Raw genomic sequence first — 24,791 nt, 5'->3', positions numbered from 1 at the left:
TCGGTGTACACCCGTACGACGGATGATGCCGTATCGGGAGGACACCGTGGTGATCAGGTGACGGCGACGCGCCGGATCAGTACAGCAGGATCTGCTTCGTCGTCACGCTCGTGAACCCGCCGATCGAGACAGAGACGTGGAACGACGAGCCACCGCCCGGCGCACGCTGGCGGTTCTCCGCCGCGCACGTCTCGACGCTCGAGCGCGTGCGGTCCCAGACCACGGGGTCCTTGCTGGTCACCGTGGTGCCGGCCGCGAGGGTCGCGATCATGCTGCTCGGGTTCTCCTGGCAGTCGGTCGAGCGCCACCACACATCGGAACCGCTCGACACCGTGAACACCTGCGTGGTCGAGCCCACGTCGATCGTGCAGTCGGTGGAGCCGTTGTTCGTCAGCGAGATCGAGAGCCGAGGCGTGACGCCGGCGGGGTAGGTATCGGCATCCGTCACCGCCGTCACCTCGATGTCCTCCGCCTCACAGGCCACGATCGCGGGGGTCGACTCGCCCGAGGGTGTCGGCGCGGGCGTTTCCGCGCCGGGAGTCGCGCCGGGAGTCGCTGTCTGCGTCGGCGTGTCCTCGGGTGTCGCGGAGCTGGTCGGCGCGGGGCCGGCAGCGGCATTTGCCCATGGCCGTGCGATCAGCAGCCACACCGAGACGCCGATCAGGGCGACCACGAGGATCAGGCCGATCAGGAGCACCAGGCGCCGTCGACGATAGACGGCGGCGGAGTGACGGGGCATGTGTCCAGGCTATGCGATCGAGTGGGAGGAACCGCTCAGCCCGAGGACTCCGGTGAGGCCCGGTACGGTCGATCTCCGCACGTCACCGATTCGCTGTAAGCCCCTTCTCGGGCATTTGCGATCATCGTGCTCGACGCGACTGAATGGGGGATCACGGCAACCTCGACAGACGTCGCCGCTCCCAGGTGGGGCCGGTCGGCACAGAGGGCCAGGACGGTCCACTCAGGGCTGCCGTAGTTCACTGCCGTGTAGGTCGGATCCGCGTCCGCGAGCACCGAGACGTCCTGGATGATCACGAAGATGTCAGGCGGGATCTCCCGCGTGACCGCCTCGAACGTGCCGCCTAGAAAAGACCCGAGAGGTCGTCCGGTCGGGCTCGGCGTTGGCGGAGGTGCTTCTGCGCAACCCGAGAGAGCGAGGACGACGGCCAGCATACCGACCGCTCCTCGACGTCTTTCACGCGCACGGCGCATCGTGCTGCTCAGAGCGTGCAGTAGACATCGTTCGCTCTCAGGTTGACGGCATAGGACTCATAGCTCGTATGCCTAACTTATGTAGTCATGTGAGGATACTGATGGTCTTTGCTGCCTGTCTGTCCGCCTTTCGGGGGACAACGCGATCGCCTTTTGGACTAACGGTGGCCTGCCGTGCGACCGACCGGGCGATCAGCCCGGAATTCCGATACGACGCTCGCCGGATCGCAGCTGCTGGATCACGACGGCGATCACGAGGAGCGCGCCCTGGGCGACGTTCTGCCAGAACGAGTTGACGCCCAGGATCGTCATTCCGTTGGTGAGCACGCCGAGGAGGATCACCGCGAGGATGGTGCCGGCGATCGTTCCCTTGCCACCCTTGAGCGCAGCCCCGCCCAGCGCGGCCGCAGTGATCGCCTGCAGCTCGAGCCCCTCCGATCCGGAGATCGGCTGCCCCGACCCGGTCCGTGCGGTGATGAGGATGCCGGCGATCGCGGCGATCGCACCGGTGACCATGTAGACGCCGATGATGTAGCGGTTGATGTTGATGCCCGCGAGTCGGGAGGCGATGTTGTTGCCGCCGACCGCGTAGATGTTGCGACCCCACGAGGTGTAGCGCAGCACGATGTGCGCGAGCAGCGCGACGATCAGCAGCACCAGGATCAGAGTCGGGATGCCGGCGACACCGCCGCGGGCCAAGAACACGAAGAAGGGGTCGGCGCCGGTGTACCCCTGGGCGCGGCCGTCCGAGATCAATTGCGCGATGCCCTTGAACGCAGCGAGCGTGGCGAGGGTCGCGATGACGGGGTTCACCCGCCCGAACACGATGATGCAGCCGTTGACGAGTCCGCAGAGAATGCCGATGCCGATCGCGCCGACGACTCCGACCGCAGGACCCGCGGCGGTGAACAGCATCGCCGACGTCACCGAGGTGAGACCCGCGATCGAGCCGACCGAGATGTCGAGGGCACCGAGGATGATCACGATGGTCTGCACCACCGCGAGCAGACCCATGATGGCGATCGCGGTGCCGATCACCTTCAGGTTGCCGACGCTGAAGAACAGCGGGTTCTGGAACCCGATCACGGCGACCACCAGCACGATCGCGATGATCAGGGAGATGTTCTGCGCGCCGACCCCGCTGATCAGCCGCTTCAGCGGCGACGGGCCTCCCGCCGTCGGAGCAGGGGCGGTGGTGGTCGTGGTCGCCGTCTTCACGGCGCCGTCCTTCAGTGCGTCGTCTTTCAGTGCGTCGTCGCTCATGCGGCGACCTCCTCGTCCATCGCGAGCGCGAGAATGCTCTCTTCGGTTGCCTCGGCACGCGGGAGCTCTCCCGTGATGCGCCCGTGGGCCATGACATAGATGCGATCCGAGACGCCGAGCACCTCGGGAAGTTCGCTGGAGACCACGATGACCGCGACCCCTTCGTGAGCGAGGCGATCGATGATCGCGTAGATCTCCGCCTTCGCCCCGACGTCGATGCCGCGCGTGGGCTCGTCGAGCAGGAGGAGCTTCGGCTTGGTGGCGAGCCACCGTGCGAGCACGACCTTCTGCTGGTTGCCGCCGGAGAGGCGTCCGACCAGCTGCTCCGGGCTCGGCGTGCGGATGCGCAGCGACTCGATGTAGCTCTGCGCGAGGGCCGACTCCGCGGCATCCTTCACGAAGATCCACCGCGAGAGCGAGCGGAGCACCGCGAGCGCGGTGTTGTCGCGCACGCTGCGATCGAGCAGCAGGGCCTCGGCCTTGCGCTCTTCCGGCGCGAAGCCGATGCCGGCGCGGATGCTGTCCTGAGGGCTGCGGAATCGTCGCGGCACCCCGTGCATGCGGATCTCGCCGCCCGTGACGAGCAGATCGCCGGCGATGGTCTTCATGAGCTCGCTGCGCCCGGCGCCGACCAGGCCGGCGACGCCGACGACCTCGCCGGCGCGCACCGTCAGCGAGATGTCGTGGACGATGTCGTTGGACACGTTGTCGAGCTCGAGCACCGTGTCGCCGAGAGCGGCGGGCTCGCGATGGAAGAACTGGGTGAGGTCGCGGCCGACCATCATGCGGACGAGCTCGTCGTGGTCGGTCTCGCCGACGGCCTTCGTTCCCACATACGCGCCGTCACGCAGCACGGTGATGTGGTCGGCGAGCTGGAAGATCTCGCCCATGCGATGCGACACGTATCCGATCGCGACGCCGTCGGCCTTGAGCCGGCGGATCAGGGCGAACAACAGCGCGACCTCTTCGTCGCCGAGGGACGAGGTCGGCTCATCGAAGCAGATGACCTTCGGCCGTGCGATCACGGCGCGCATGATCTCGACGATCTGCCGCTGCGCGGGCGAGAGGTCGGCTCCGAGCGTGCGGGCGTCGATGACCCGGTCGAAGCCCCAGCGGCGCAGCTCTTCGGTGGCGTTCCGTTCGAGCTGTCCGCGACGGAAGCCGACCGAGCCGAGAGTGCCGATGTAGATGTTCTCCGCGACCGAGACCCAGGGCACGATCTCCGGCTCCTGGGCGATCACCCGCAGCCCGGCGTCTCGGGCGTCCGCCGGACCGGTGAAGTCCGTCGCCTCGCCCGCGAGCAGCAGCTCGCCGCCGTCGGGGCGGTAGTCGCCGCCGAGGATCTTCAGCAGCGTGGACTTGCCTGCGCCGTTCTCACCCATGAGGGCGGTGACCTCTCCGGCGCGGAGCTCGAGGTCCACGCCGCGGAGGGCGTGGACGGGACCGAACGACTTGGTGATCGCGTGCGCCTTCAGCGCTGCGGCCTGCTCAGTCATGCGTGCCTCTCAGGGTGGGGTGACGATGCGAATCGATGACGGGGACGACCGCTCGCGCGGCCGCCCCCGGAAGGCGTCAGGTGCAGACGACGCCCTTCTCCTCCCAGTTGGAGGCGTCGACGATCTCGGTGTTCGCCACGGTCTTCGGCGGCAGCTCGGTGCCGTTGCGCAGCAGGTCGACCATCGAGGTGACGGCGGCCTTGCCGACCTCGACGCCCGAGATGAACAGCGCGGACTTGTTGCCCGTCTCCTGTCCGGCGTTCCAGTCCTTGCAGGTCAGGTAGGCGCCGAGACCGACGCCGATGATGTCAGCGGGCGCGACGCCGGAGTTCTGCAGCGCCGTGACGACGCCGGTCTCGTTCTCGTCGTTGCAGCCCCACACGACCCAGTGCTTGACACCGGCGTTGGCGGTGATGATGGCGCCGGCCTTGTCCTGTGCGTCGGTGGCGGAGTTGTCGGTGCCGACCTCGATCACCTCGGGGCCGTCCGGGACGGCTTCCGAGAAGGCGGCGACCGCGCCGTCGACCCGCTCCACACAGTTCGGCTGGTCCTGCTTGTAGGCGGAGAGGATGCGGGTGTCGGCAGCTGCCCATCCGGCTTCCTGGTAGAGACGGGCGGCGTCCGCGCCGACCTGCTCTCCCATCGACGTGCCGTCGAAGCCGGTGAAGGGAGCGTCGTCGCCCTTCGCGTCGACGATCGGGTCGTCGGCGGCCATGATCGGGATGCCGGCGTCAGTCGCCAGCTGAATGACCTGCGGGCCGATCTGCGTGTCGGGCACGACGATGATGATGGCGTCGACGCCCTGGGCGATCGCCGCCTCGACCTCGGAGATCGCCTTGTTCGAGTCGGTGCTGACGTCGACGACGTTGATGGTGACGTCGCCGTCGGCCTTCGCGGCCTCCTTCGCGCCGTTCGCCTCGTCGATGAAGTACTGCTGGTCGCCCTGCTTCTGGATCAGCGCGATCGTGAGGGGACCGTCGGAGGGACCCTTGTCTCCGGTGGCCGGGTCTGCCGTCTCCATGCCGGAGGAACAGGCGGTGAGCGCGGCGAGAGCCAGAACGGCGACCCCGCCCGCGGCAGTTCGCGCCCAGAGGCGGCTGCGTGTGGCGAACATTGAGACTCCTTCGTCTTCGTGCGATGGCCGGTCATGACGACCGGGTGCTGTGTGGAACAGATCGAACGTACATCGATCGCACGGCAGGGCTTGAGGACGATCTCACGGAACATATGGACTTTCCTACGGCGCCGCTCCTCTCCCGGCGGGACGTCTCGCCGACCACGGGTGCCGTTCAGCGGATAGCCTGACGGGACCGGCCTGCGAACACGGCCGTCCCACACCGTCATACACCTGCGAGGCCTCATGGACGAGACGCCGATCCCCGCGGAACCTCACTATCGCATGGAGGGGTTCGAGCATCAGCGGCTGTGCGTGCTGCCGCGTCCCCAGGTCGAGACCGCACTCGGCGCCGCCGGAACTCGCCGGCTGCTGGTGACCGATGCGGGGTACTTCCCCCGCGCGCGCGGCCACCGCCGCGCCCGTCCGCACGGGTCTGCCGAGACCGTGGTGCTGCTGTGCGTCGCCGGGCGCGGCACCGTGACGATCTCGGGCGAGGTCCATCCGCTCACCGCCTCCTCCGCGATCGCGATCGGCGCCGGGGCGCCGCACGTCTACGAGGCATCGGACGAGGACCCGTGGACGATCTGGTGGCTGCACGTGCGGGGGACGGATGCCGCGGAGCTCACCACCCAGACCCTCGGGCGGCAGAGCCCGGTCACGCGGCTGCGCTCCCTGGATCGCGTCGTCGCTCTCTTCGACGAGCTCGTCACGACGCTGGAGCGGAGGCTCTCTCCCCCGCAGCTGCTGATCGCCTCCGGCATCGCCTGGAATCTGCTCACGCGGATCGCCGCCGACAGCATCCTCCCGAGTGAGGGCTCCGCGCTCGAACGCGCGATGCGCTACCTGGAGGCGCGGGTCGACGGCAACATCCAGGTCAGCGAACTCGCCGCCCTCGTGGGCATGTCGCCGTCGCATCTCAGCGCGCTGTTCCGCCAGGCCACCGGAAGCGGACCCGCGGCCTTCCACACCTCGCTGCGCATGTCGCACGCCCGCAACCTGCTCGACACCACCGGGCTCTCGGTGCGGGAGATCGCGGCGGCGGTCGGGTACACGGATCCGCTGTACTTCTCGCGGCACTTCCGGCGACTGCACGGGCTCAACCCCACGGCGTATCGGGCCCTCCACAAGGGGTGAGGCTCAGGAGTGTCGTCGAGGCCCGTCGTCGGGCTTTAGTTCGTGCTCTCGACCAATGTGTTCACGATCTCGCCTGACCTCACGGCGATGTTGGAGAGCAAGCCGACGCCCAGGCCTGCGGGGAATCGTTGGTGCCGATCTCGAAGATGGGTAATGCGTCGCCGTCCACGATCATGCGGTGCCGACGCAGGATCTCGTCTCGGACGGCATCCGGAGCGACGTAGAAGTCGTCCACCGTGCTGGGATCGAACACGCGGTTCGCGTACGGGCTGTCGTCCGCGAGAACGAGTCCGTAGCCCGAGATGAAGCCGAAGACCTTCGTCTCCGGGTAATGCTCAAGAACGAACCACAGTCGTGACGGCTACTCACGTGTGATGTATCCCTCTGTATCCAGCCGGTAGGCATTCGCCTTAGCGAGAGTCTCTCCCGTCAGAGTCAAGTGAGCGCCGAGCGGGATTGAATCCCAGAAGATCATCGCCTGTGCAAGGTGCGTCCGCTCCTGAGCGGCAGCGAGCAGAGGTTCCCTGAGCGAAGGATCAATGGTGCCAAGTCCAAACAAGCTTCTCGCTTCAGCCATGATGATCTCGCGCCAATGCTGAGGGAATCCGTTCTGTTCAAAGACCCTGCTCAACATGGCTTCGTTCGAGGCGCGCACGCGCCGATAGCCAGGCTTTAGGGCGTGCTCGACGGTCAAGGGCTCCCACCGCACCCCAGGGACCGCTGGGTGGACCTGCTCCGGCATAGCGCGGCTCTCAACCCCCGGTGCGACGTACCCCACCAACTTCTCAGACAGGAGGAGTGGCATTTTCTTGAGTTCCATTACTGTCGTCGCGCGCACCAAGCCGAGGGACTCCAGATGCATAACCCACTCGCTGCCATGCGGCAGGGGTCCCGTGATGAGAACTCCCATCATCCGATCGATTACGTCAAGCCCTTCATCGATGTCATACGAGAAGGGGTGCCATTCCCTTATCGCGTACATAAGGCTCATGCCGCGGAGTGCGAGGTCATCGACGAGATCGACGACCTCGATAGCCTTTTCGATCGCCCCGACCGCCACTCGGTCGCCAACGGACTCAGCTCTGTCGGAAAGAAGGGCTGCAAGCGTGTCGTAGTCGGTCGCGCGGTCAGATGAGGCCGCACCGGTCTGAGCTTTCCGATAGGCCCGTTGGAATGCCGGATCCCCAAACGCATCCAGGTGGCCGCGAGCCTCGAGACTTGAGATCACGCGGCGATCGAACTCATCGATCCGCTCCTGAACGATCGCGAGCGCTACACCTGCATGCTCAGCGATGACCTGCTTAGCCGTAACCTCCGCGATCTCTCGCGCGCGCTCCTCGTTGATCCCGACGATGACGTTGCCAGCGACTTGCCACTGTTGCGCGCCGTCACCCGCTTCTTGTCGCTGCTTCCGCCCCCAAGTCACCTGATGTCGCCTTTGAAGTCACGCCCGGCCTGCACCTGAGTCGAATTGCTCCCCGCTCGTTGGTGCTGCGAGGTCTTCCGGGACATAACGCGCCAGGTGACGACGCTTCCCCCGGCGCCGCCGAGCACCAGTCCGATCAACATCGTTCCAAGTCCATCCAGGAACCACTCCATCACTGTCTCCTCTTCGTGGCGCCCCTCGCCGTTGGGTCTGACGATAGCTAGAGACCTCGACATACGAGCGCATCAAAGCACCGATCCCTCGCGTCGCTCGTCGGCACGGCCGTGTAAGAGCGATCGACGCGTCGACTACACGGTCAAGGACTACCGGTAGTCCTTCCTGTCCAAGGAAGCATCGAACACGGCGCGACCAAGATTGGTGTTCCAGATCTTTCGAGGGGCTGTGGGTCGCAAGCTACCAAAGTTGCGCGCAGCACCGCTGTCGAACCACGCTACGGTCTCGATTCGAGCGTACCGAGCGGGGTCGGCGCCTCGGAAGTCGTAGACCTCATCGAGCGCAGGAACTAGGTCAGTGTCTCGCGATGCGAGTATGACCAAGTCGACGTCGGGTCGCGCTGCTTCGCGGACGCAGGCGAGAGCGCAGAGCACGTCGATGCCCTTCTCCACCGGACGCCCCTCGGGTACCTTCTTGCCGTTAATATCAAGCACAGGCCGTCCGTCAGCGCCGCGCTGGAAACGATACTTCAGGTCGCGAAGCTCGACGTGAACGCCGTCGTTCGTCCATTCGGTTGCTTGATCCCTGCAGCGCCGGTTCTGCTCCCAGTCGTGGTCGACGTGGTGCAACCCGCGGAACACGGTGACGCGTTCGCATACCGCATGCGGAAACCCAGCACGCTGACGAGCGTTGCGTTCAATGATCGCGCTCTTCGCGAACTGCATCGGATGTATCAGGGAGTCATGCCGGTTGCCGCCAGGATTGAACACGTCGTGCGCAGTCAGATGAACGTTTTGATAGTCGATGACGACTGATGTACGCAGCATCGCGGCCCCCCGAGGTAAAAAAATCCCCGCCAATCCGGAGACGGCGGGGAGCAATGAACTCATCCTAACCCGGATTCGGGCCACTATGTCAACTTTGCGTAGCCCGGATTTGAGAACACTATGGGCGTTCCCAAGCTGCATCTCAACGACTGCCTCCAGGCGGATCCCACCCTCGGTTTCTCTGCTCGCCGTAGACGCTGCAAGGGCGAAATCCACCTCCTTCGCGGCGAAGGCCTGGTTGATACCGGCATATCGATACTTCCCGGCCGGACGCTTTCGCCGACGCTCACGCGGGGACCGGGCGGATCACCCAGCCCGCGCTGACTGAGCCGCCGGGCGGGACGACGAGCAGATCACGGCGGGAGTTGAACGCGTCAGGCGGACAGGTCATCGGCTCGATCGCCACCCCGCTGCGGAACTCCTCGCCGGCGCCGTGGTCGGTCGTGTAGACCTGCACCCAGGGGCAGCGCTCGTCCCACTCGATCTCGACGCCCGTGCCGTCATCAGCCAGGAGTCGCGCGCGCGCCAGGCCATCGCGGCGGTCGAGACCCGTGAACGCGTGGTTGATCTCGGTGCGGCCGATGCGCCTCGACTCGCGGAAGTCGCGCCCGTCTGCGAGCGGGTCAGCCACGTGGACCTCGCGCATCGGCAGCATCCGATCCTCCGAGATGAGCAGAATCCGCTCGGCATCCAGCTCGAGCGCCAACTCATCGATTCCCCGCGCCCGCGGGGACTCCGCCACCAGATACGGATGCCCGCCGAGGCCGACGGGAGCCGACGTCGCGCTCTCATTCGTGGCGGTGATCTCCTGCGAGAGACCTGCCGTGCTCAGACGGAACTCCGCGTCGACGCGCACCCTCCAGGGGTAGCCGGGCTGCGGTGCGATCACTGCGGTGAGCACGAGATTATCCGGTGCCACCGCCGTCGCAGCGAAGTCGATCCACGCGATCAGGCCGTGCGCCGCGGTGCGGGTATCCGGCTCGTTCTGCACGAGCTGGTGCACGGCGCCGGCGAACTCAAAGCGCCCGCCGGCGATGCGGTTCGGCCAGGGCGCGAGAAATGCGCCCCGCATCGACGGCCGGATCTCGTCCTCCCCGAACGGCACGATGAGGTCGACGCCGTTCCACCGCAGCGACCGCAGGGACGCACCGACGCTCGCGATCCGCGCCTCGAAGGACCCGGATCGCAGCGCGAACGGCTTTCCCGACAGCGGCGTCGACACGTCAATCCTCCTCGCCGTCATCCCCTTCTCCGGCCTGGTCGAACAGCAGCAGCTCCGGCAGGCTCGTCGCGAAGTAGTCGGTCACCCCGTCGTCACGAACGGCGGCGGGTGCGACATAGGCCGCGCGCGCCTCGCCGAGCGTGGCCGGCGGGTCGGTCAGCGGCAGGCCGAGAGCCTCGAGCGTGAGATCCCAGGTGGAGATCGCCTGCCCCTCTCCGCCTTCCCAGGGGTGGAACCGACGGGTGAGCAGGATGCTGCGCGCCCGCGCAGCCTCTCCCTCCGCGACGAGGAGACGCGCGTACTCGATCGCGAAGTCGTCGCGGGTGAGGACCAGGTCTTCCGCGGGACGCAGCCGGGCGAGACGTTCCGCAGCGGATTGGCCCAGCCGCGCGGCGAGTTGATCCTGCTCATATCGCACGCGCGCGTCGGACGGCGCGGTCTCGACAGCGCGGACGTACAGACTCCAGGCCTTCTGCTCGTCGCGCTCGACGTTGTAGGCCGCGAGCGCCGCATTGCGGAACAGCACGGCATCCTCCCGACCGGTCTCGATCGCGCGATTCCACGCCTCGGTCGCCTCCCGACGTCGGCCGACCGAGAAGAGCAGCATGCCGAGGAGAGACAGGGCGACCCCGTCGTCGGGCTCGGCCGCGACGGCAGACTCGAGCGCCTGCAGCGCGTCGAGGCCGGCCGGGAACGCCCAGCGCTGATCCATCGTTCTGGCGCGCGACCGTGCGCGAGCCGCGGCCTCGTGCTCACCACGCGCCGCATGGATCTCCGCAGCCAGGTAGGCCGCGATCGGGCGCACATTCCCGGCCGCGCGGATCGGGGCGGCGTTGGCCGCCTCGATCAGGCGCAGTGCATCGTCGACCGCTCCCGCAAGCCGAAGGTCCAGAGCCACGTCGAGCAGCAGCCCGGCATCCGATCCCAGGTCACGTCCGGCGAGCACGCGGAGCGTCGCATCGAGCGGGTCGGCCCCGAGGGCACGCTGAGCGATGGCCGTGCCGAGAGCGATCTCGCCGCGACCGCGCAGAGCGAGAACGCGGAGTGCGATCCGACGAGTGTCGTGACCGACGATGCCGTCGAGCGTGTCCAGCACCCGCAGGGCCGCGCGGTGCTGGCCCGTCCGCAGCAACGACCGGACGAGTTCGACACCGGATGCCGCGGCCCACGTCCCGTCCCATCCGGCCTTCCCGAACATCCGCTGCGCTTCGGTCTCCCGGCCGAGACGGGCGAGCACGAGCCCCGCGAGGTAATACGCCTCCGTGTCGGTCGGGTTCGCGTTACGGCGCGTCAGGCGCTCGATCGCGGTCTGCGCGTGTGCGAGCGCGCCCTCGAAGCGGCCGGCACGATATGCCCGATCCGCGAGTGCCAGGTTCGTGCGCGCATCACCCGCGTCGCGCTCGATCGCCGCCCGCCAGTAGGGTAGCGGCGACCGGGTGGGATGCCGGTTCTGATGAAGGTGAAGACCGGTGAGGTAGAGCTCCTCGACGCTGTCGATGTCTTCGGGCAGTGGCGGCTCGTCGGCCACCCAGGGCTCGCCGTCTGCGGCATCCGTCGGCATCCAGCGCACGAGCAGACCGCCGTCGGCGTCGACGAGCTCTGCGACGATCCCGTCGGAGGAGGCGACGTCCGCTTCGAGGGAGACGGGCACGCCGGGGACGAGGTCGGCCGTCAGGCTGGCGACGACGACACCGTGCTCCATTATCCGCAGCGTCGCGCCGGCGCGGCGGCTCGTGACCGCGAAGCTCGCCGTCACCCGCTCCCCACGCTCGACGTGCACGGCGGCATCCGTCGTCGCCTGATGCGCCGCCCCGATCGCGGGGATCGGGTACCAGTACTGGCTGAAGACCTTCGTCTCACCGGGCAGCAGCCACGCGAAGTCGGGCTGGTTGTCGGTGTACACGCCTGCCATGAGCTCGACGTACGGGCCGTCGGCGTCGGTGAGCTGGGAGTCCCAGGCGTGGCCGAACGGCGCGTCGCCCCAGGTCCACTGCTTCTTGCCGGGGGCCAGGCGCCGCTCCGCCCAGTGCACGAATCCCGCGCCCGCCGCGTGGTCGTAGCCGCCGAAGAAGTCCTGCTGCGAGTCGACGATCATGTACGACGTCGGCACGGGGATGTTCCGGTAGAAGTCGATGCGGTCGGCGCCCTCGCGCTCGGCGGCGAGAGCCGGGTAGTCGACGCCGTAGTACGGGCGGTCGGCCTCGGGGAAGGCGGTCAGCGCCCGGCGCGCATGGTCGGCGACGAACCGAACGTCCTGCGGGAAGAACGACTGATAGTCGTCGTGCACGCGGGCAGCGACGTTCGCCCACCACAGGAACGACTGCCGCTCGCTCGTGCGGTTGTGGAGCCGCACGACGAGCTCGACGACCGAACTCCCCGCGCGAAGACGGATGCCGTGCTGCGCCGACATCCGCGTGAACGGGTCGTGGTCGTGGCACCACACCGTGACGGCGCCGTCGTCGTCGTGCTCGATCGTCGTCTCGACCGGCAGGTAGGTGCCCGGGCGGTGATGCTGCGGCCAGTTGAACTCGACGCCACCGCTGATCCAGGGGCCGGCGAGCCCGACGAGCGCCGGCTTGATCACGTTGTTGCGGTAGAAGAAGTCGTAGCCGGTCGTCTTGTCGTAGCCGACGTGGATGCGCCCGCCGAGCTCGGGAAGGATCACGAGACGCACGTACTCGTTCTCGACGTGGATCGCCTGCCACTCGCGGATCACGCCGTCATCAGCGATGTGCTCGGTGAACGGGATCGGGTACACCTTGCCGCTCGAGCCCTGATAGACCCGCTTGTCGAGATACATCGGGTGGATGCTGGGCTCGGCGGCGTCGTAGGTCAGGATGCTCAGCGGCTCGCTCCAGGCGATCGCCTCGTCGCGGTCGAGCGCGGCGCGAAGCTCTCCTGTCGCCTCCGGCAGGACTATGCGGTGATCGCTCCGCGTGCTCTCTTGATGACCGCTCATGGTCGATCCGACGTCGATGACATCGTCGTTCATCCGTTGATCCTCCGTGCAGGTGCGAGCCGTCGACGAACTGCGGTCGATGACAGGACGCGGGGTCCTGCGACGAAGCTATCGGCGACGCGCGCCGCGCCCCATGGCGGGATCGGGGAAGAACATGGACGAAACGATGGATCGCCCGACGAGCCCTCGCGAGGTCAGAGCACCTTGAGCATGCGCGTGTTGCCGAGCGTGTTGGGCTTCACGTGCGCGAGGTCGAGGAACTCCTCGACACCCGCGTCACCGCTGCGCAGCAGCTGGGAGTACACGTCGGGGTCGACGACCTGCTCGCCGATCGGGGTGTATCCGCGTCGGCCGAAGAACTCGACCTCGAAGGTCAGGCAGAACAGCCGCGTCAGACCGAGGGCTTTGGCTGCCTCCTCGAGCCGGTCGACGATGCCGCGCCCGACGCCGTGGTGCAGCCAGTCGTCCCGCACGAGAAGCGTGCGGACCTCGCCGAGATCCTCCCAGATCACGTGCAGCGCACCGCAGCCGATGAGTTCGCCGTCGGCTTCCGCGACGATGAACTCCTGCACCGAGCCGTAGAGCACCGCGAGATCCTTGCCCAGCAGGATGCGCTGTTCGACGAGCGGCTGCAGCAGGTTCCGGATGCCGACGACGTCGGCGCTGCGCGCCGGTCGGACGATGTACTCGCTCACATCCCCAGCCTAGACATGCAGAAGGGGCGGATGCCGCAGCATCCGCCCCTTCTGATGAATCACTCCCCGCTGGCGACCGCCAGGTCGGGGGTGCCCGTGATGCCGGCGCCGGCGGTGTTGACGCCGACCGCGACCTTCTCGCCACGGGGGCCGTGCTCGAACAGGAATTCCGCGTCCTTCGCGTCGACCTTCACGTGATCGCCCGAGTTGAGCTCGCCGTGCAGGATCTTCTCCGACAGGCGGTCCTCGATCTCGTGCTGCATCGCGCGGCGCAGCGGGCGGGCGCCGAGAGCCGGGTCGAAGCCGATCTCGATGAGACGCTCCTTCGCGGCCTGCGACAGCTCGATCGTCATGTCGCGGTCCAGCAGACGGTCGCCGAGGCGCTTGGTGAACAGATCCACGATCTGCACCAGCTCCGGCTTCGACAGCTGCGGGAACACGATGATGTCGTCGACACGGTTGAGGAACTCGGGCTTGAAGTTGCGCTTGAGCTCTTCGTTGACCTTGCCCTTCATCCGCTCGTAGGTCGTGGCGTTGCTGCCCTCGATCTGGAATCCGACCGGACCACCCGCGATGTCACGCGCACCGAGGTTGGTGGTCATGATGATCACGGTGTTCTTGAAGTCGATCACGCGACCCTGGCCGTCGGTCAGACGACCCTCTTCCAGGATCTGCAGGAGCGAGTTGAAGATGTCCGGGTGGGCCTTCTCGATCTCGTCGAAGAGCACCACGCTGAACGGCTTGCGGCGCACCTTCTCGGTGAGCTGCCCGCCCTCTTCGAATCCGACGAATCCGGGAGGGGCGCCGAACAGACGCGAGACCGTGTGCTTCTCACCGAACTCGCTCATGTCGAGCGCGATCAGTGCGGCCTCGTCGTCGAAGAGGAACTCCGCGAGCGCCTTGGCGAGCTCGGTCTTTCCGACGCCCGTGGGGCCGGCGAAGATGAACGAGCCCGAGGGACGCTTCGGGTCCTTGAGTCCGGCGCGCTGGCGACGGATCGTCTTGGAAAGGGCGGCGATCGCCTCTTCCTGACCGATGACGCGCTGGTGCAGGGCCTTCTCCATGAAGACGAGACGCGAGGACTCCTCCTCCGTGAGCTTGAACACCGGGATGCCGGTGGCCTGCGCGAGAACCTCGGCGATCAGGCCCTCGTCGACGACCGCGGAGGTCGCGACGTCACCCGAACGCCACTGCTTCTCGAGGCGCAGACGCTCGGCGAGAAGGCTCTTCTCCTCGTCGCGGAGGGATGCCGCGCGCTCGAAGTCCTGCTCCTCGGAGGCGACTTCCTTCTGCTCGCGGACCTTGGCGATCTTCTCGTCGAATTCGCGCAGCTCGGGCGGGCTCGACAGGATGCTGAGGCGCAGGCGGGCGCCGGCCTCATCGATCAGGTCGATGGCCTTGTCCGGGAGGAAGCGGTCTGAGACGTAGCGGTCGGCGAGGTTCGCGGCTGCCACGATCGCACCGTCCGTGATCTGCACCTTGTGGTGCGCCTCGTAGCGGTCGCGGAGACCCTTGAGGATGTTGATCGTGTGCGGCAGCGTCGGCTCGTTCACCTGCACCGGCTGGAAGCGGCGCTCGAGCGCGGCATCCTTCTCGAAGTGCTTGCGGTACTCGTCGAGCGTGGTCGCACCGATCGTCTGGAGCTCACCTCGTGCGAGGAGCGGCTTCAGGATGCTGGCGGCGTCGATCGCGCCCTCGGCGGCACCTGCACCCACGAGGGTGTGGATCTCGTCGATGAAGACGATGATGTCGCCGCGCGTGCGGATCTCCTTGGTGACCTTCTTCAGGCGCTCCTCGAAGTCACCGCGGTAGCGGGAACCGGCGATGAGAGAGCCGAGGTCGAGCGAGTAGAGCTGCTTGTCCTTCAGCGTCTCGGGAACATCGCCCTTGACGATCGCCTGGGCAAGGCCCTCGACGACGGCGGTCTTGCCGACGCCGGGCTCGCCGATCAGGACGGGGTTGTTCTTGGAACGGCGCGAGAGGATCTGCATGACCCGCTCCGCCTCCTTCTCGCGGCCGATGACCGGGTCGAGCTTGTTGTCGCGCGCGGCCTGCGTCAGGTTGCGGCCGAACTGGTCGAGCACCTGCGAGCCGCCCTGGGCGCTCGGGGTGTCGTTGCTCTGGGCGCCGACGGCGGCCGGCTCACGACCCGGAGCGCCGGACAGCAGCTGGATGACCTGCTGGCGGACCTTGTTGAGGTCTGCGCCGAGCTTGACCAGCACCTGAGCAGCGACGCCCTCGCCCTCGCGGATGAGGCCGAGCAGGATGTGCTCGGTGCCGATGTAGTTGTGGCCGAGCTGCAGGGCCTCGCGGAGGCTCAGCTCGAGCACCTTCTTGGCGCGCGGGGTGAAGGGGATGTGACCGGTCGGCTGCTGCTGGCCCTGGCCGATGATGTCCTGCACCTGCTCGCGCACGGCGTCGAGGGAGATGCCGAGCGACTCCAGCGCCTTGGCTGCGACACCCTCACCCTCGTGGATGAGGCCGAGCAGGATGTGCTCGGTGCCGATGTAGTTGTGGTTGAGCATCTTCGCCTCTTCTTGGGCGAGGACGACCACTCGACGGGCTCGGTCCGTGAATCTCTCGAACATGCTGCTACTCCTTTTCGCACTGGGGCGAAGCGCTGCGCCGTCAGGGCGTTCTGCGCTTGTACATCGAGAGTAACCACCGCTCGGGCGAGGTATGCCCGTGTTCGCCCTGGGCGTGACAGCGCGGCATCCGCTCCCGTGGCACTTTCGGCGGGTGCAGCGGCGGAACACTCGCCGTTTCTGCGACGGGAGCCAGCGCGGGGTTGACGGGGATATCGACAGTCGTTATGTTAACGTTTATCGCTAATAACGACTATCGATATGTCAGGGGGAAGTCATGACGGAGACGCAACGGGCGGCGCGGGCGGCGAGCCTCGTGGAGAAGACCATTCTGGGGTTCATCGCCGGAGCGGCCGCGGCGATCGCGCTCATCGACGTCATCGGGATGATCGCGCGCTCGGTGACCACGATGACCGCTGATGCCGTGACGGTTCGCGGGATGGCCCTGGCCGACCCTTCCGCTGAGCGCATCTCCGACGCGCCCTCCGTGATCGACGCCACGTTCGACAGCGTCACGCTGAGCGTCGAAGGGCTCTCGACGTCGCCACGAGTCCTGCTCGCCCTCGCGGACCTGCTCGGGGTGATCGGCGTGATCAGCCTCTGCGTCGTGGTCGCGTGGCTGTGCGTACGGCTCTTCACCGGGCGCCCGTTCACGAAGGCGGCGACCTGGGGAATCGCGACGGCGTCCCTCATCGTGATGTTCGGCGGCCTCATGAGCCAGGCGGTGCGTGCGAACGCCCACTTCGAGATCACGGACGAACTGGGCCTCGAGGCGGTGGGTCTCGCAGGCTTCGAGATGAGCATCGACCTCGCCCCACTCGGATGGGGCTTCGCCCTGGCCGTGATCGCGGGGGCATTCGAGATCGGACAGCGCATGCAGCGCGACACGGAAGGACTCGTCTGATGGCTGCCACCACTGCTGCCCCCACCCGCTCCGAGACGGCGGATGCCATCACCGTCATCCTCTTCAGCGCCGCTGCGCTCGTCATCGTGGGGATCTCCACAGCGCTCCGTTTAGCAAGCACGTTCCGCGATGCCGGAATCGCCTGGTCGATCCCCATCGACGAACAGCCGATCTCCGCGACGACCGGTTCCGGCGCGGTGACGGTCGAGGGCATCGCCCAGCAGGCGATGGTGTTCGCGACCGGTGTGGATCCGGTGTCGATCGCCGCGATCATCGGCGGCATCGCGCTGTGGGCGCTGGCGGCACTCGTCGTGATCGGCTCGGTTGCACTCGTCGCGTTCAACCTCCTCCGCGGCCGGATCTTCGTCCCCGGTAACGCACGCGCCTTCGATGCGATCGGCTGGACCCTGGTGGCCGCGCCTATGGTCATCGTGATCCTGGAGAAGATGGGGCGCAATGGCGTCACCGCTGCCCTGGGAATCGGCATCGTCGAGCCGGTGCATCCGATCGAGTTCTGGACGGTCACGCCGATCTTCGCCGCTGGCGTCGCCGTGGGGCTGATCGCGGTCGCGTTCCGCCGCGGCATCCGCCTCCGGCAGGAGAAAGCGGCACTCGAGAAGGAAACGGAAGGGCTCGTCTGATGCTCAGCTTCGGCTCGGAGGAGGTCTGGCCCTCGCTCCTCAACATCGGCCTCGTGCTGGCCGCCATCGCGGCCGTCGTCGGCATCGTGGTCTGGCGCGGCAGGAAGAAGGGGAGCAGGACGATCGCGCTCGACGCCGCGCTCGCGATCTCCGGTTGGTGGGTGATGCTGTCGGGAGTCGGAGCGGTCATCATCATCATCAAGGCGTTCAGCGTGGACTTCGCGGAGTTCCATGGCGCGACCGATGTCCGGGTGGACTGGCCCACGGGCCTCCCGTGTTCAGAGTTCGGTGACAGTGCAGGAACGATGCTGACCTGTGGCGGAAATGCGCTCGCCGACTTCACCGTCGGCAACGCGTCGCTCGGCCTGCGGCTTCTCGCCGCTGCGGCGCAGCTGTCAACGGTGGCGCTGACGACCATGCCCGCATTGATTCTGGCGATCATCTGCTTCCAGACGCTGCGCGGAGCGACGTTCTCGCGCATCGTGACTCGCGCCCTCACGGGCGGCGCGATCGCCGTGCTGGTCCTCGGAGTCGCATCCGATCTCCTGGGCTCGATCGCGGCGACGGCCGCTCTGCGCGAGGTCTTCGAGCTCAGTAGCGAGTGGTACCCCCGGGGCTTCCAGTTGACCGTCACGCCGCTTCCGTTCGTCGGCGCCTTGGGCCTCGCCGCTCTCGCTGCGGTCTTCCGCGAGGGATCACGCCTGCAGCAGGAGCGCGAGCATCTGGCGCAGGAGACGGCGCGCCTTCAGAAGGACACGGAGGGCCTGGTGTGAGCCCGGCCGAGAACGACGACGAGTTCACCGGCATCCACTGCCGACTCGACGAGCTGCTCGCCGAACGCGGGATGACGCTGACCGAGCTGAGCGGGCTGGTCGGCGTGAGCATCGTGAACTTGTCGGTGCTGAAGAACGACCGCGCGCGGGCGATCCGCTACTCGACTCTGCGGGCGATCTGCGATGCCCTCGGGTGCGAAGTCGGGGAGCTGCTGGTGCTGGCTCCGCGCTGACATTCGTCTCGAGGCAGATGTCTGCCTGGAAGCGTATGCTTGTCTGCGTGCGTACGACATTGAATCTCTCTGAAGCGCTGGCCGCCCAGGCGAAGATTCGCGCCGCCGCCGAAGGGCGCACGTTGACCAGCTTCATCGAAGAGGCGCTTCGGGATCGTCTCGCGAAGAGTGAGGCGATGGCCCCCGCCGCGCCGTTGCCGACCTTCGGAGATCCGAGCACCTCGCATTTCCTCGTCGACATCGACGACCGTGATGCGCTCTGGGAAGCGCTGGACGAGGTCCCGAGCCGGTGATCGTCCCCGACGTCAGCATCCTCGTCTACGCGTTCCGCGCTGATGCCGCAGAGCATTCGACGTACGCACCCTGGCTCAACGAGGCGGTCGCTCGCGAGCCCATCGGCGTCTCCGACACGATCCTGAGCAGCTTCGTGCGTATCGTGACGCACCCGCGCATCACGACCGCACCCGCTCCCATCGAAGCGGCCATGGGCTTCACGCGAATTCTGCTCGCGGCGCCGCGCACGCAATGGCTGACGGCGGGGGCACCGGCGTGGGATCGCCTCGACGCTCTCTCCGCCGACGACGCCGGCATCCGCGGGAATCTCGTGCCTGATGCCTACCTCGCGGCGCTCTGCCTTGCGAACAACGCCCGTCTCGCCACCCGCGACCGAGGCTTCGGGCGATTCCCGAACCTGAAGTGGTTCGATCCGGCTTCGGAGGCCTGACGCCTCAGACCGCGGGCGGCGGAGTGTGCGGAGGCGTCGGAGGGGCGGATGCCGGTGGCGCGGGCTGTCCGAGCGGCTCGACGACGACGGCCGTACCGTAGCCGCAGACCTCGCTGAAGTTGCCGATCGATCCGGTGTCGAAGCGCATCGCGACGATCGCGTTCGCGCCGCGCTGCTGCGCCTCGGCCCACATCCGGCCCATGACGACCTGACGGCTCTCGTACATGACCTGCGTGTATTCGGGGATCTCGCCGCCGCCGAGCGAGCGGAAACCGGCGGTGAAGCTCTGCCCGAAGTCGGTCGACCGCACGGTCAGGCCCATGACCTCGCCGAGCACCTGCGTGATGCGGTAGCCGGGGACGTCGTTCGTGGTCACGATGAACATGAGGACATCGTGGCAGAGCCAGGGCGTGCGCGGGAGTGGCGAACCGTGGGCATCTCTCCCCATGCAACCCCTCCGCCGATATTCCGATACACCGCTAGCGTGATCAGCATGACGATCAACGACCGGAACCTGCGCACCCCCGCCCGCCTTCTCATGGCGCTGCCCATCGCCGCCCTTGCCTTCTCCCTCGCCGCATGCGGCGGCCCCAGCCGTCCGTCGGAAGCCGACGTCGCGAAGGGCCTCACGGAGTTCTTCGAGACGCAGGGCATGGGCGACCAGATCGACGCCGACGCCGCCGAGTGCCTCGCGGACTACCTCGTCGACTCCGAGCTGAGCAACGAGACCCTCACGTTCCTCGCGAACGGCGAGGACAACGTGCAGGAGTGCATCGCCTGACCCTCGCCGGCAGGTCGCAGCGAACGAAGGATGACGGATGCGCACAGCATCCGTCATCCTTCGTCATATCGGCCCCGGGAATGAACAGGCGCTCCTAGCGTTGGGCGTTATGGCGTGCACTCGGCACGCCGCGATTTCTCCCTGGAGTTCCACCCCACATGAGCACCACCGCACGCGCCCAGAAGGCGCCTGACACCCGCGGTCCGGTCCGGAAGCTGCTGACGTCCTTCGGCTTCCAGATCCTCGCGGCCCTCGTCCTCGGCGTCTCCGCCGGCCTGATCGCACGCAACCTCGGCGCCACCGCCGACAGCCCGAACGGTCTCTCCGCGACTCTCGACACGATCGGCAGCTCGTACGTGACGCTGCTCCGCGCCGCCGTCGTGCCGCTGATCTTCACGGCCATCGTCGCGAGCATCTCGAACCTGCGCCGCGTGCAGAACGCCGCGCGCCTCGCCGGCCAGACGCTGCTGTGGTTCGCGATCACCGCGTTCATCGCCGTGAGCATCGGCATCGCGCTCGGCCTCATCATCCAGCCGGGTTCGAAGGCCGGCGACGGCCTCGAGCCGGGCGATCCGTACACGGTCGGCACCTGGTGGAACTTCCTGCTCGGACTCATCCCGCAGAACTTCCTCGGGCTGAGCGTCAGCACGAATCCGGGCGCTGCAGAAGGCACCTTCTCGTCGAGTGTCAACTTCAACATCCTCCAGGTGATCGTCATCGCCGTGGCCGTGGGCATCGCCGCCCTCAAGGCCGGCAAGAAGGCCGAGCCGTTCCTCGCGTTCACCGAGTCGCTGCTCAAGGTCATCCAGCGCGTGCTGTGGTGGATCATCCGCATCGCCCCGCTCGGCACCTTCGGCCTGATCGGCGCCGCCGTGGTCGAGTACGGCTGGGAGAAGCTCGCCTCTCTCGCCTGGTTCGCCGCCGCGGTCTACATCGGCCTCGCCCTCGTGATCTTCGTCGTCTACCCGATCCTGGTGAAGACGCACGGCCTGTCGATCAAGCAGTATTTCTCGGGCGTGTGGCCCGCAGTGCAGCTGGCCTTCGTCAGCCGCTCCTCGATCGGCACCCTGCCGCTGACCGAGCGGGTCACCGAGCGCAACCTCGGCGTGCCCCGCTCCTACGCCTCCTTCGCCGTGCCGTTCGGCGCGACCACGAAGATGGACGGCTGCGCCGCGATCTACCCGGCCATCGCCGCGATCTTCGTCGCGCAGTTCTTCGGCATCGAGCTGAACATCGTGCAGTACCTGCTCATCGTGGTCGTCTCGGTCGTCGGCTCTGCGGCGACCGCCGGCACCACCGGCGCGACCGTCATGCTGACCCTCACCCTGTCGACCCTGGGCCTGCCGCTCGAGGGCGTCGGCCTGCTGCTCGCGATCGACCCGATCCTCGACATGGGCCGCACCGCGGTCAACGTCGCGGGCCAGGCGCTCGTGCCGACGATCGTCGCGAAGCGCGAGGGCATCCTCGACGAGGAGCTCTACAACGCACCGCGTGAGGGCCTGCCCTTCGCCGACGACAGCGACGATTCTGACGCGCCGGAGTCGGATGCCGTCCAGGAGCCCGTCAGCACCCGCTGACGCGGCTTCCCGAAGCGCCTCGTCCCATCTTGGGGCGAGGCGCTTTCGCGTTCCCGGGGCGTTTCGTCTCGTCGCTGCGCTCCTCGCTCAACGACCGATGCCCCGTTCGTTGAGCGAGCGCCAGCGAGACGAAACGCACCGACTGGGCGAGGCTACGCGCGACCCTGCTGGCGCGCGGCGCCGCGGGTGTCGAGCGCGAGCTCCTCGGCATCCATCGCGGTGAGCAGCTCGCGCATGACCTCCTCGTCGAGGTTGCCGGCGTCGCGCTCCGCGAGGAGGATCTCACGCCGAACCTGCAGCCAGCCCCGAGAGAGGGCGACCAGGTCGTCGAATGATGGTCGGCTCGCGGCATCCTCCACCTGCTGCGCCTCATCGGTGTCCTGCTCGACCCGGGTCATCCGCTTCGTGAACGCGTCGAAGACGCCCACGTCGACCGGGCCGTACTTCGCCTCCCACTCGAGCCGCTTCTCGGCGAGGAACGCCGTGCCCGCCGCTCGACTCTTCTCCTTCACTGCGGCGAGCGCCTTCTCGTCCTCCGCCTCGTCGACCTCGCTCGCGATCCCGAGACCGCGGATGAGCATCGGCAGCGTGAGCCCCTGCAGCAGCAGGGTCGCGACGGTCACGATGAATGCGACCACCACGATGGCGTGCGAGGCCTCGTCGTCGAGCGCCGCCAGATCGGATGCCGCGAGCGCGGTCGCGAGCGTCACCACTCCGCGCATCCCGGCCCAGGAGATGACGGCGTTGTCCCTCCAGGTGAGCTGGAGACCCGCCATCCGCTCGCGGACGATCTGCGACCGCAGCTCCTCCGAGCTGTACTGCCCCCAGCGCTGGGACTGATCCTTGCGCTTGTCGAAGTCGCCCGACGCGATCCCTCGATCCATGCGGGCGAGCCTCTTCCGGTCCTGGAAGTTCGACCAGGCGCTCACGGGGTAGATGTACAGCGGTCGCACGATCAGCACGACCAGCAGCACGGCCGCCGAGAGCAGCATGATGTGCCCGACCGACTCGCTGCCGAGGTCGTTGAGCACACGCGGGAACTGCAGCCCGATGTAGGCGAAGACGAAGCTCTCCAGCAGCAGGTCGGCGGAGAGCCAGAGCGGCTTCTCCTGCTGCCGCGTCGTGTAGTCGGTGCGCGGCGCGTTGAAGCCGACGTAGAGTCCCATCGCCACGACGGCCAGCACACCCGACCCGAGCAGGTGTTCGGCGATCGCGTAGGCGCCGAACGGGGCGAGCAGCCCGACGGTGCCGATCACCACCGGGTCGCTGATCCGCATGCGCAACTGGTGCAGCACGATGCCGAAGACGAGACCGATCACGACGCCGACGACGACGGCCAGCAGGAACTGCCAGACGCCGTCCCGCACCGTGAGCGTCGCCCCGGCGAGGATGGCGGCGAACACCCGGTAGAGCGTCAGCGAGGTCGCGTCGTTGATGAGACTCTCCCCCGAGAGCACCGTCATGATGCGCCGCGGGAGTCCGAGCTTGCGGCCGATGGCTGCGGCCGACACGGCATCCGGCGGGGCGACGATCGCACCGAGCAGCAGGGCGCCCGGCAGCGTGAGCGCGGGGAAGATCCACCAGGCGACGAACCCGACGGCCAGCGCGGTGAGGAGCACGAGGGTGACGCCGAGCCGACGGATCTGCGGCAGACTGCGCTTGAACCCGACGAACGAGACGTCCAGCGCCGCCGAGTAGAGCAGCGGCGGCAGCACGAGGTTCAGCAGCAGGTGACCGTCGATGTCGAGCTCGGGCACGAAGGGCAGGAACGACACGGCGAGCGCGACGATCGTCACGAGGAGCGGTGCGGGCCACCCCCTCCAGCGCGCGACGGCTGCGACAGCGACCGCCCCGACGAGCACGTAGAAGATCTGGGCATCCATGCGCCCACGCTAGCGGGCGGACGCGGGAGCCCGCGGGAATGTCCGGGCAGCCCCGCCGGTTGCAGACAGGGATGTCTGAACTCGCTCTCTCCGTCCTCGATCTCGTCCCGGTCAGCACCGGCCAGACCAGCACCGAGGCCATCGCCTCCTCGCTCGCCCTGGCCGAGACAGCCGACCGTCTCGGCTACCGCCGCTACTGGTTCGCCGAGCACCACAACATGCCGGCCGTGGCCTCCACCACTCCTCCGGTGCTGATCGCCGCCGCAGCCACCCGCACGACGCGGCTGCGTCTCGGTTCCGGCGGAGTCATGCTCCCGAACCACGCCCCGCTGATCGTCGCCGAGCAGTTCGCCGCCCTCGAGGCCATCGCGCCGGGGCGCATCGACCTGGGGCTCGGGCGGGCCCCCGGCAGCGACCCGGTGATCACGCAGCTGCTGCGCCAGGCCGGCACCTCGAGCGACGTGGAGCAGTTCCCTCGCCACGTGCAGGACATAGCGGCCCTCGTCTCCGGCGAAGGCGCGACGCTGCGGTTCACTTCCGGCGGCGAGTACACGGTTCGCGCGACGCCCGCGGCGACCGGTGCCCCCGAGGTCTGGCTGCTCGGCTCGAGCGACTACTCGGCGCAGCTCGCGGCGTCCCAGGGGCTCCCCTACGTCTTCGCGAATCACTTCTCCGGCCAGGGCCTCGAGCGGGCGCTGGATCTCTACCGCTCGGGCTACCAGCCCAGCGAGGAGCACCCGACGCCGCGCACCTTCCTCACCGTCAACGTCGTCGCCGCGCCGACCGCCGAAGAGGCCGAGGCCCGCGCGCTGCCTCAGCTGCGCATGATGGCGAAGCTGCGGCTGAACCAGCCGTTGACCGCCCTCGAGACGGTGGAGGAGGCGCTCGCCGCCGAGACCGACGCCGCCACGGACCAGGTCGTCGAGGCCGCACGCTCGCGGTGGTTCGTCGGCACCGGAGAGAGCGTCGCCCGCGAGCTGCGCACCTTCGCGGAGACCTACGGCGTCGACGAGGTCATGCTGTCGCCCGTCGCGGGGTCCTACGAATCCGAGCCGCGGAACACGTCGGCCGGGCGCGCGCAGACGCTGGAACTGATCGCCGCCGCGCTCTGAACGTGTGGAGGGCCGCCGTCTCATCGTCGCGCTGCAATCTCGCGACACACGAC

The 24,791-nt window shown here is 67.7% G+C and carries 25 protein-coding genes; 10 read left to right on the top strand and 15 right to left on the bottom strand.

Features of this window, described 5'->3' with window-relative positions:
• Nucleotides 1-76: 76 nt before the first annotated feature.
• From RS85_RS02180 to RS85_RS02160, 5 genes are all read right to left on the bottom strand, one after another.
• The gene (locus tag RS85_RS02180) at nucleotides 77-739 is read right to left on the bottom strand and encodes a hypothetical protein (RefSeq protein ID WP_046011782.1); all 663 of its coding nucleotides are present in this window, start codon (nucleotides 737-739) and stop codon (nucleotides 77-79) included.
• 35 nt (nucleotides 740-774) lie between these two features.
• Complete coding sequence (locus tag RS85_RS02175; RefSeq protein ID WP_046011781.1) at nucleotides 775-1,173, bottom strand: hypothetical protein; 399 nt, start codon at nucleotides 1,171-1,173, stop codon at nucleotides 775-777.
• A gap of 231 nt (nucleotides 1,174-1,404) precedes the next feature.
• On the bottom strand, nucleotides 1,405-2,475 hold the full coding sequence (locus tag RS85_RS02170) for an ABC transporter permease (RefSeq protein WP_152642310.1): 1,071 nt from the start codon (nucleotides 2,473-2,475) through the stop codon (nucleotides 1,405-1,407).
• The gene (locus tag RS85_RS02165) at nucleotides 2,472-3,971 is read right to left on the bottom strand and encodes a sugar ABC transporter ATP-binding protein (RefSeq protein WP_046011780.1); all 1,500 of its coding nucleotides are present in this window, start codon (nucleotides 3,969-3,971) and stop codon (nucleotides 2,472-2,474) included. The genes RS85_RS02170 and RS85_RS02165 overlap by 4 nt, the downstream gene beginning before the upstream one ends.
• A gap of 76 nt (nucleotides 3,972-4,047) precedes the next feature.
• The gene (locus RS85_RS02160; RefSeq protein ID WP_046011779.1) at nucleotides 4,048-5,085 is read right to left on the bottom strand and encodes a substrate-binding domain-containing protein; all 1,038 of its coding nucleotides are present in this window, start codon (nucleotides 5,083-5,085) and stop codon (nucleotides 4,048-4,050) included.
• A 246-nt stretch (nucleotides 5,086-5,331) separates the two neighbouring features.
• Here RS85_RS02160 and RS85_RS02155 point away from each other — a divergent pair, with 246 nt between their 5' ends.
• Nucleotides 5,332-6,222 (top strand): AraC family transcriptional regulator, encoded by an 891-nt coding sequence (locus RS85_RS02155; protein ID WP_046011778.1) that lies wholly within the window; start codon nucleotides 5,332-5,334, stop codon nucleotides 6,220-6,222.
• A 79-nt stretch (nucleotides 6,223-6,301) separates the two neighbouring features.
• On the opposite strand, the gene RS85_RS19420 is transcribed toward RS85_RS02155, so the two are convergent.
• From RS85_RS19420 to RS85_RS02125, 8 genes are all read right to left on the bottom strand, one after another.
• Nucleotides 6,302-6,574: a SidA/IucD/PvdA family monooxygenase gene (locus tag RS85_RS19420; protein WP_152642309.1), complete on the bottom strand. Its 273-nt coding sequence runs from the start codon at nucleotides 6,572-6,574 to the stop codon at nucleotides 6,302-6,304.
• A gap of 9 nt (nucleotides 6,575-6,583) precedes the next feature.
• Nucleotides 6,584-7,648 (bottom strand): LPO_1073/Vpar_1526 family protein, encoded by a 1,065-nt coding sequence (locus tag RS85_RS02150; RefSeq protein ID WP_046011777.1) that lies wholly within the window; start codon nucleotides 7,646-7,648, stop codon nucleotides 6,584-6,586.
• Nucleotides 7,645-7,821 carry a hypothetical protein gene (locus RS85_RS19655; protein WP_160298604.1) on the bottom strand — a complete coding sequence of 59 codons (177 nt, stop codon included), beginning with the start codon at nucleotides 7,819-7,821 and terminating at the stop codon, nucleotides 7,645-7,647. Before RS85_RS19655 ends, RS85_RS02150 begins: the two co-directional genes overlap by 4 nt.
• Nucleotides 7,822-7,971: 150 nt before the next feature.
• Nucleotides 7,972-8,649: an NYN domain-containing protein gene (locus RS85_RS02145; RefSeq protein ID WP_046011804.1), complete on the bottom strand. Its 678-nt coding sequence runs from the start codon at nucleotides 8,647-8,649 to the stop codon at nucleotides 7,972-7,974.
• A gap of 286 nt (nucleotides 8,650-8,935) precedes the next feature.
• The gene (locus RS85_RS02140) at nucleotides 8,936-9,871 is read right to left on the bottom strand and encodes an aldose 1-epimerase family protein (protein WP_046011776.1); all 936 of its coding nucleotides are present in this window, start codon (nucleotides 9,869-9,871) and stop codon (nucleotides 8,936-8,938) included.
• Nucleotide 9,872: 1 nt separating this feature from the next.
• Nucleotides 9,873-12,863, bottom strand: a complete 2,991-nt coding sequence (locus RS85_RS02135; protein ID WP_052703287.1) for a DUF5107 domain-containing protein — start codon at nucleotides 12,861-12,863, stop codon at nucleotides 9,873-9,875.
• Nucleotides 12,864-13,024: 161 nt separating this feature from the next.
• On the bottom strand, nucleotides 13,025-13,525 hold the full coding sequence (locus RS85_RS02130) for an amino-acid N-acetyltransferase (RefSeq protein ID WP_046011775.1): 501 nt from the start codon (nucleotides 13,523-13,525) through the stop codon (nucleotides 13,025-13,027).
• A 59-nt stretch (nucleotides 13,526-13,584) separates the two neighbouring features.
• Nucleotides 13,585-16,113 carry an ATP-dependent Clp protease ATP-binding subunit gene (locus RS85_RS02125; protein WP_046011774.1) on the bottom strand — a complete coding sequence of 843 codons (2,529 nt, stop codon included), beginning with the start codon at nucleotides 16,111-16,113 and terminating at the stop codon, nucleotides 13,585-13,587.
• A 274-nt stretch (nucleotides 16,114-16,387) separates the two neighbouring features.
• Here RS85_RS02125 and RS85_RS02120 point away from each other — a divergent pair, with 274 nt between their 5' ends.
• The 6 genes from RS85_RS02120 to RS85_RS02095 are packed head-to-tail and all read left to right on the top strand — an operon-like array spanning nucleotide 16,388 to nucleotide 19,385.
• Nucleotides 16,388-17,014, top strand: a complete 627-nt coding sequence (locus tag RS85_RS02120) for a hypothetical protein (RefSeq protein ID WP_046011773.1) — start codon at nucleotides 16,388-16,390, stop codon at nucleotides 17,012-17,014.
• Nucleotides 17,014-17,655, top strand: a complete 642-nt coding sequence (locus tag RS85_RS02115; RefSeq protein WP_046011772.1) for a hypothetical protein — start codon at nucleotides 17,014-17,016, stop codon at nucleotides 17,653-17,655. The genes RS85_RS02120 and RS85_RS02115 overlap by 1 nt, the downstream gene beginning before the upstream one ends.
• Nucleotides 17,655-18,428, top strand: a complete 774-nt coding sequence (locus RS85_RS02110) for a hypothetical protein (RefSeq protein WP_046011771.1) — start codon at nucleotides 17,655-17,657, stop codon at nucleotides 18,426-18,428. Before RS85_RS02115 ends, RS85_RS02110 begins: the two co-directional genes overlap by 1 nt.
• On the top strand, nucleotides 18,425-18,661 hold the full coding sequence (locus RS85_RS02105) for a helix-turn-helix domain-containing protein (protein ID WP_046011770.1): 237 nt from the start codon (nucleotides 18,425-18,427) through the stop codon (nucleotides 18,659-18,661). Before RS85_RS02110 ends, RS85_RS02105 begins: the two co-directional genes overlap by 4 nt.
• Nucleotides 18,662-18,678: 17 nt before the next feature.
• Nucleotides 18,679-18,954, top strand: a complete 276-nt coding sequence (locus RS85_RS02100) for a CopG family transcriptional regulator (RefSeq protein ID WP_235282302.1) — start codon at nucleotides 18,679-18,681, stop codon at nucleotides 18,952-18,954.
• Nucleotides 18,951-19,385, top strand: coding sequence for a TA system VapC family ribonuclease toxin (locus RS85_RS02095; RefSeq protein ID WP_046011769.1), 435 nt, complete (start codon nucleotides 18,951-18,953; stop codon nucleotides 19,383-19,385). Before RS85_RS02100 ends, RS85_RS02095 begins: the two co-directional genes overlap by 4 nt.
• Before the next feature lie 4 nt (nucleotides 19,386-19,389).
• Here RS85_RS02095 and RS85_RS02090 read toward each other — a convergent pair whose 3' ends face one another.
• Complete coding sequence (locus RS85_RS02090) at nucleotides 19,390-19,770, bottom strand: YbjQ family protein (RefSeq protein ID WP_046011768.1); 381 nt, start codon at nucleotides 19,768-19,770, stop codon at nucleotides 19,390-19,392.
• Nucleotides 19,771-19,878: 108 nt separating this feature from the next.
• Between RS85_RS02090 and RS85_RS02085 the strand changes: the two genes are divergently transcribed.
• Together RS85_RS02085 and RS85_RS02080 are read left to right on the top strand one after the other, a co-directional pair.
• Complete coding sequence (locus RS85_RS02085) at nucleotides 19,879-20,166, top strand: hypothetical protein (RefSeq protein ID WP_152642307.1); 288 nt, start codon at nucleotides 19,879-19,881, stop codon at nucleotides 20,164-20,166.
• Nucleotides 20,167-20,324: 158 nt separating this feature from the next.
• Nucleotides 20,325-21,743, top strand: coding sequence for a dicarboxylate/amino acid:cation symporter (locus tag RS85_RS02080; RefSeq protein WP_200894773.1), 1,419 nt, complete (start codon nucleotides 20,325-20,327; stop codon nucleotides 21,741-21,743).
• Between the two features lie 152 nt (nucleotides 21,744-21,895).
• Here RS85_RS02080 and RS85_RS02075 read toward each other — a convergent pair whose 3' ends face one another.
• Nucleotides 21,896-23,626 (bottom strand): cation:proton antiporter, encoded by a 1,731-nt coding sequence (locus RS85_RS02075; RefSeq protein WP_046011766.1) that lies wholly within the window; start codon nucleotides 23,624-23,626, stop codon nucleotides 21,896-21,898.
• A gap of 71 nt (nucleotides 23,627-23,697) precedes the next feature.
• On the opposite strand from RS85_RS02075, the gene RS85_RS02070 reads away from it, so the two are divergent.
• Nucleotides 23,698-24,738, top strand: a complete 1,041-nt coding sequence (locus RS85_RS02070; protein WP_046011765.1) for an LLM class flavin-dependent oxidoreductase — start codon at nucleotides 23,698-23,700, stop codon at nucleotides 24,736-24,738.
• The last annotated feature ends 53 nt before the right edge of the window (nucleotides 24,739-24,791 follow it).

It is taken from the genome of Microbacterium sp. SA39 (assembly GCF_000967865.1).
Lineage (GTDB): Bacteria > Actinomycetota > Actinomycetes > Actinomycetales > Microbacteriaceae > Microbacterium.
Note: the sequence above shows the minus strand (reverse complement) of the source record. Positions and strands in the feature narration are given on the sequence as shown.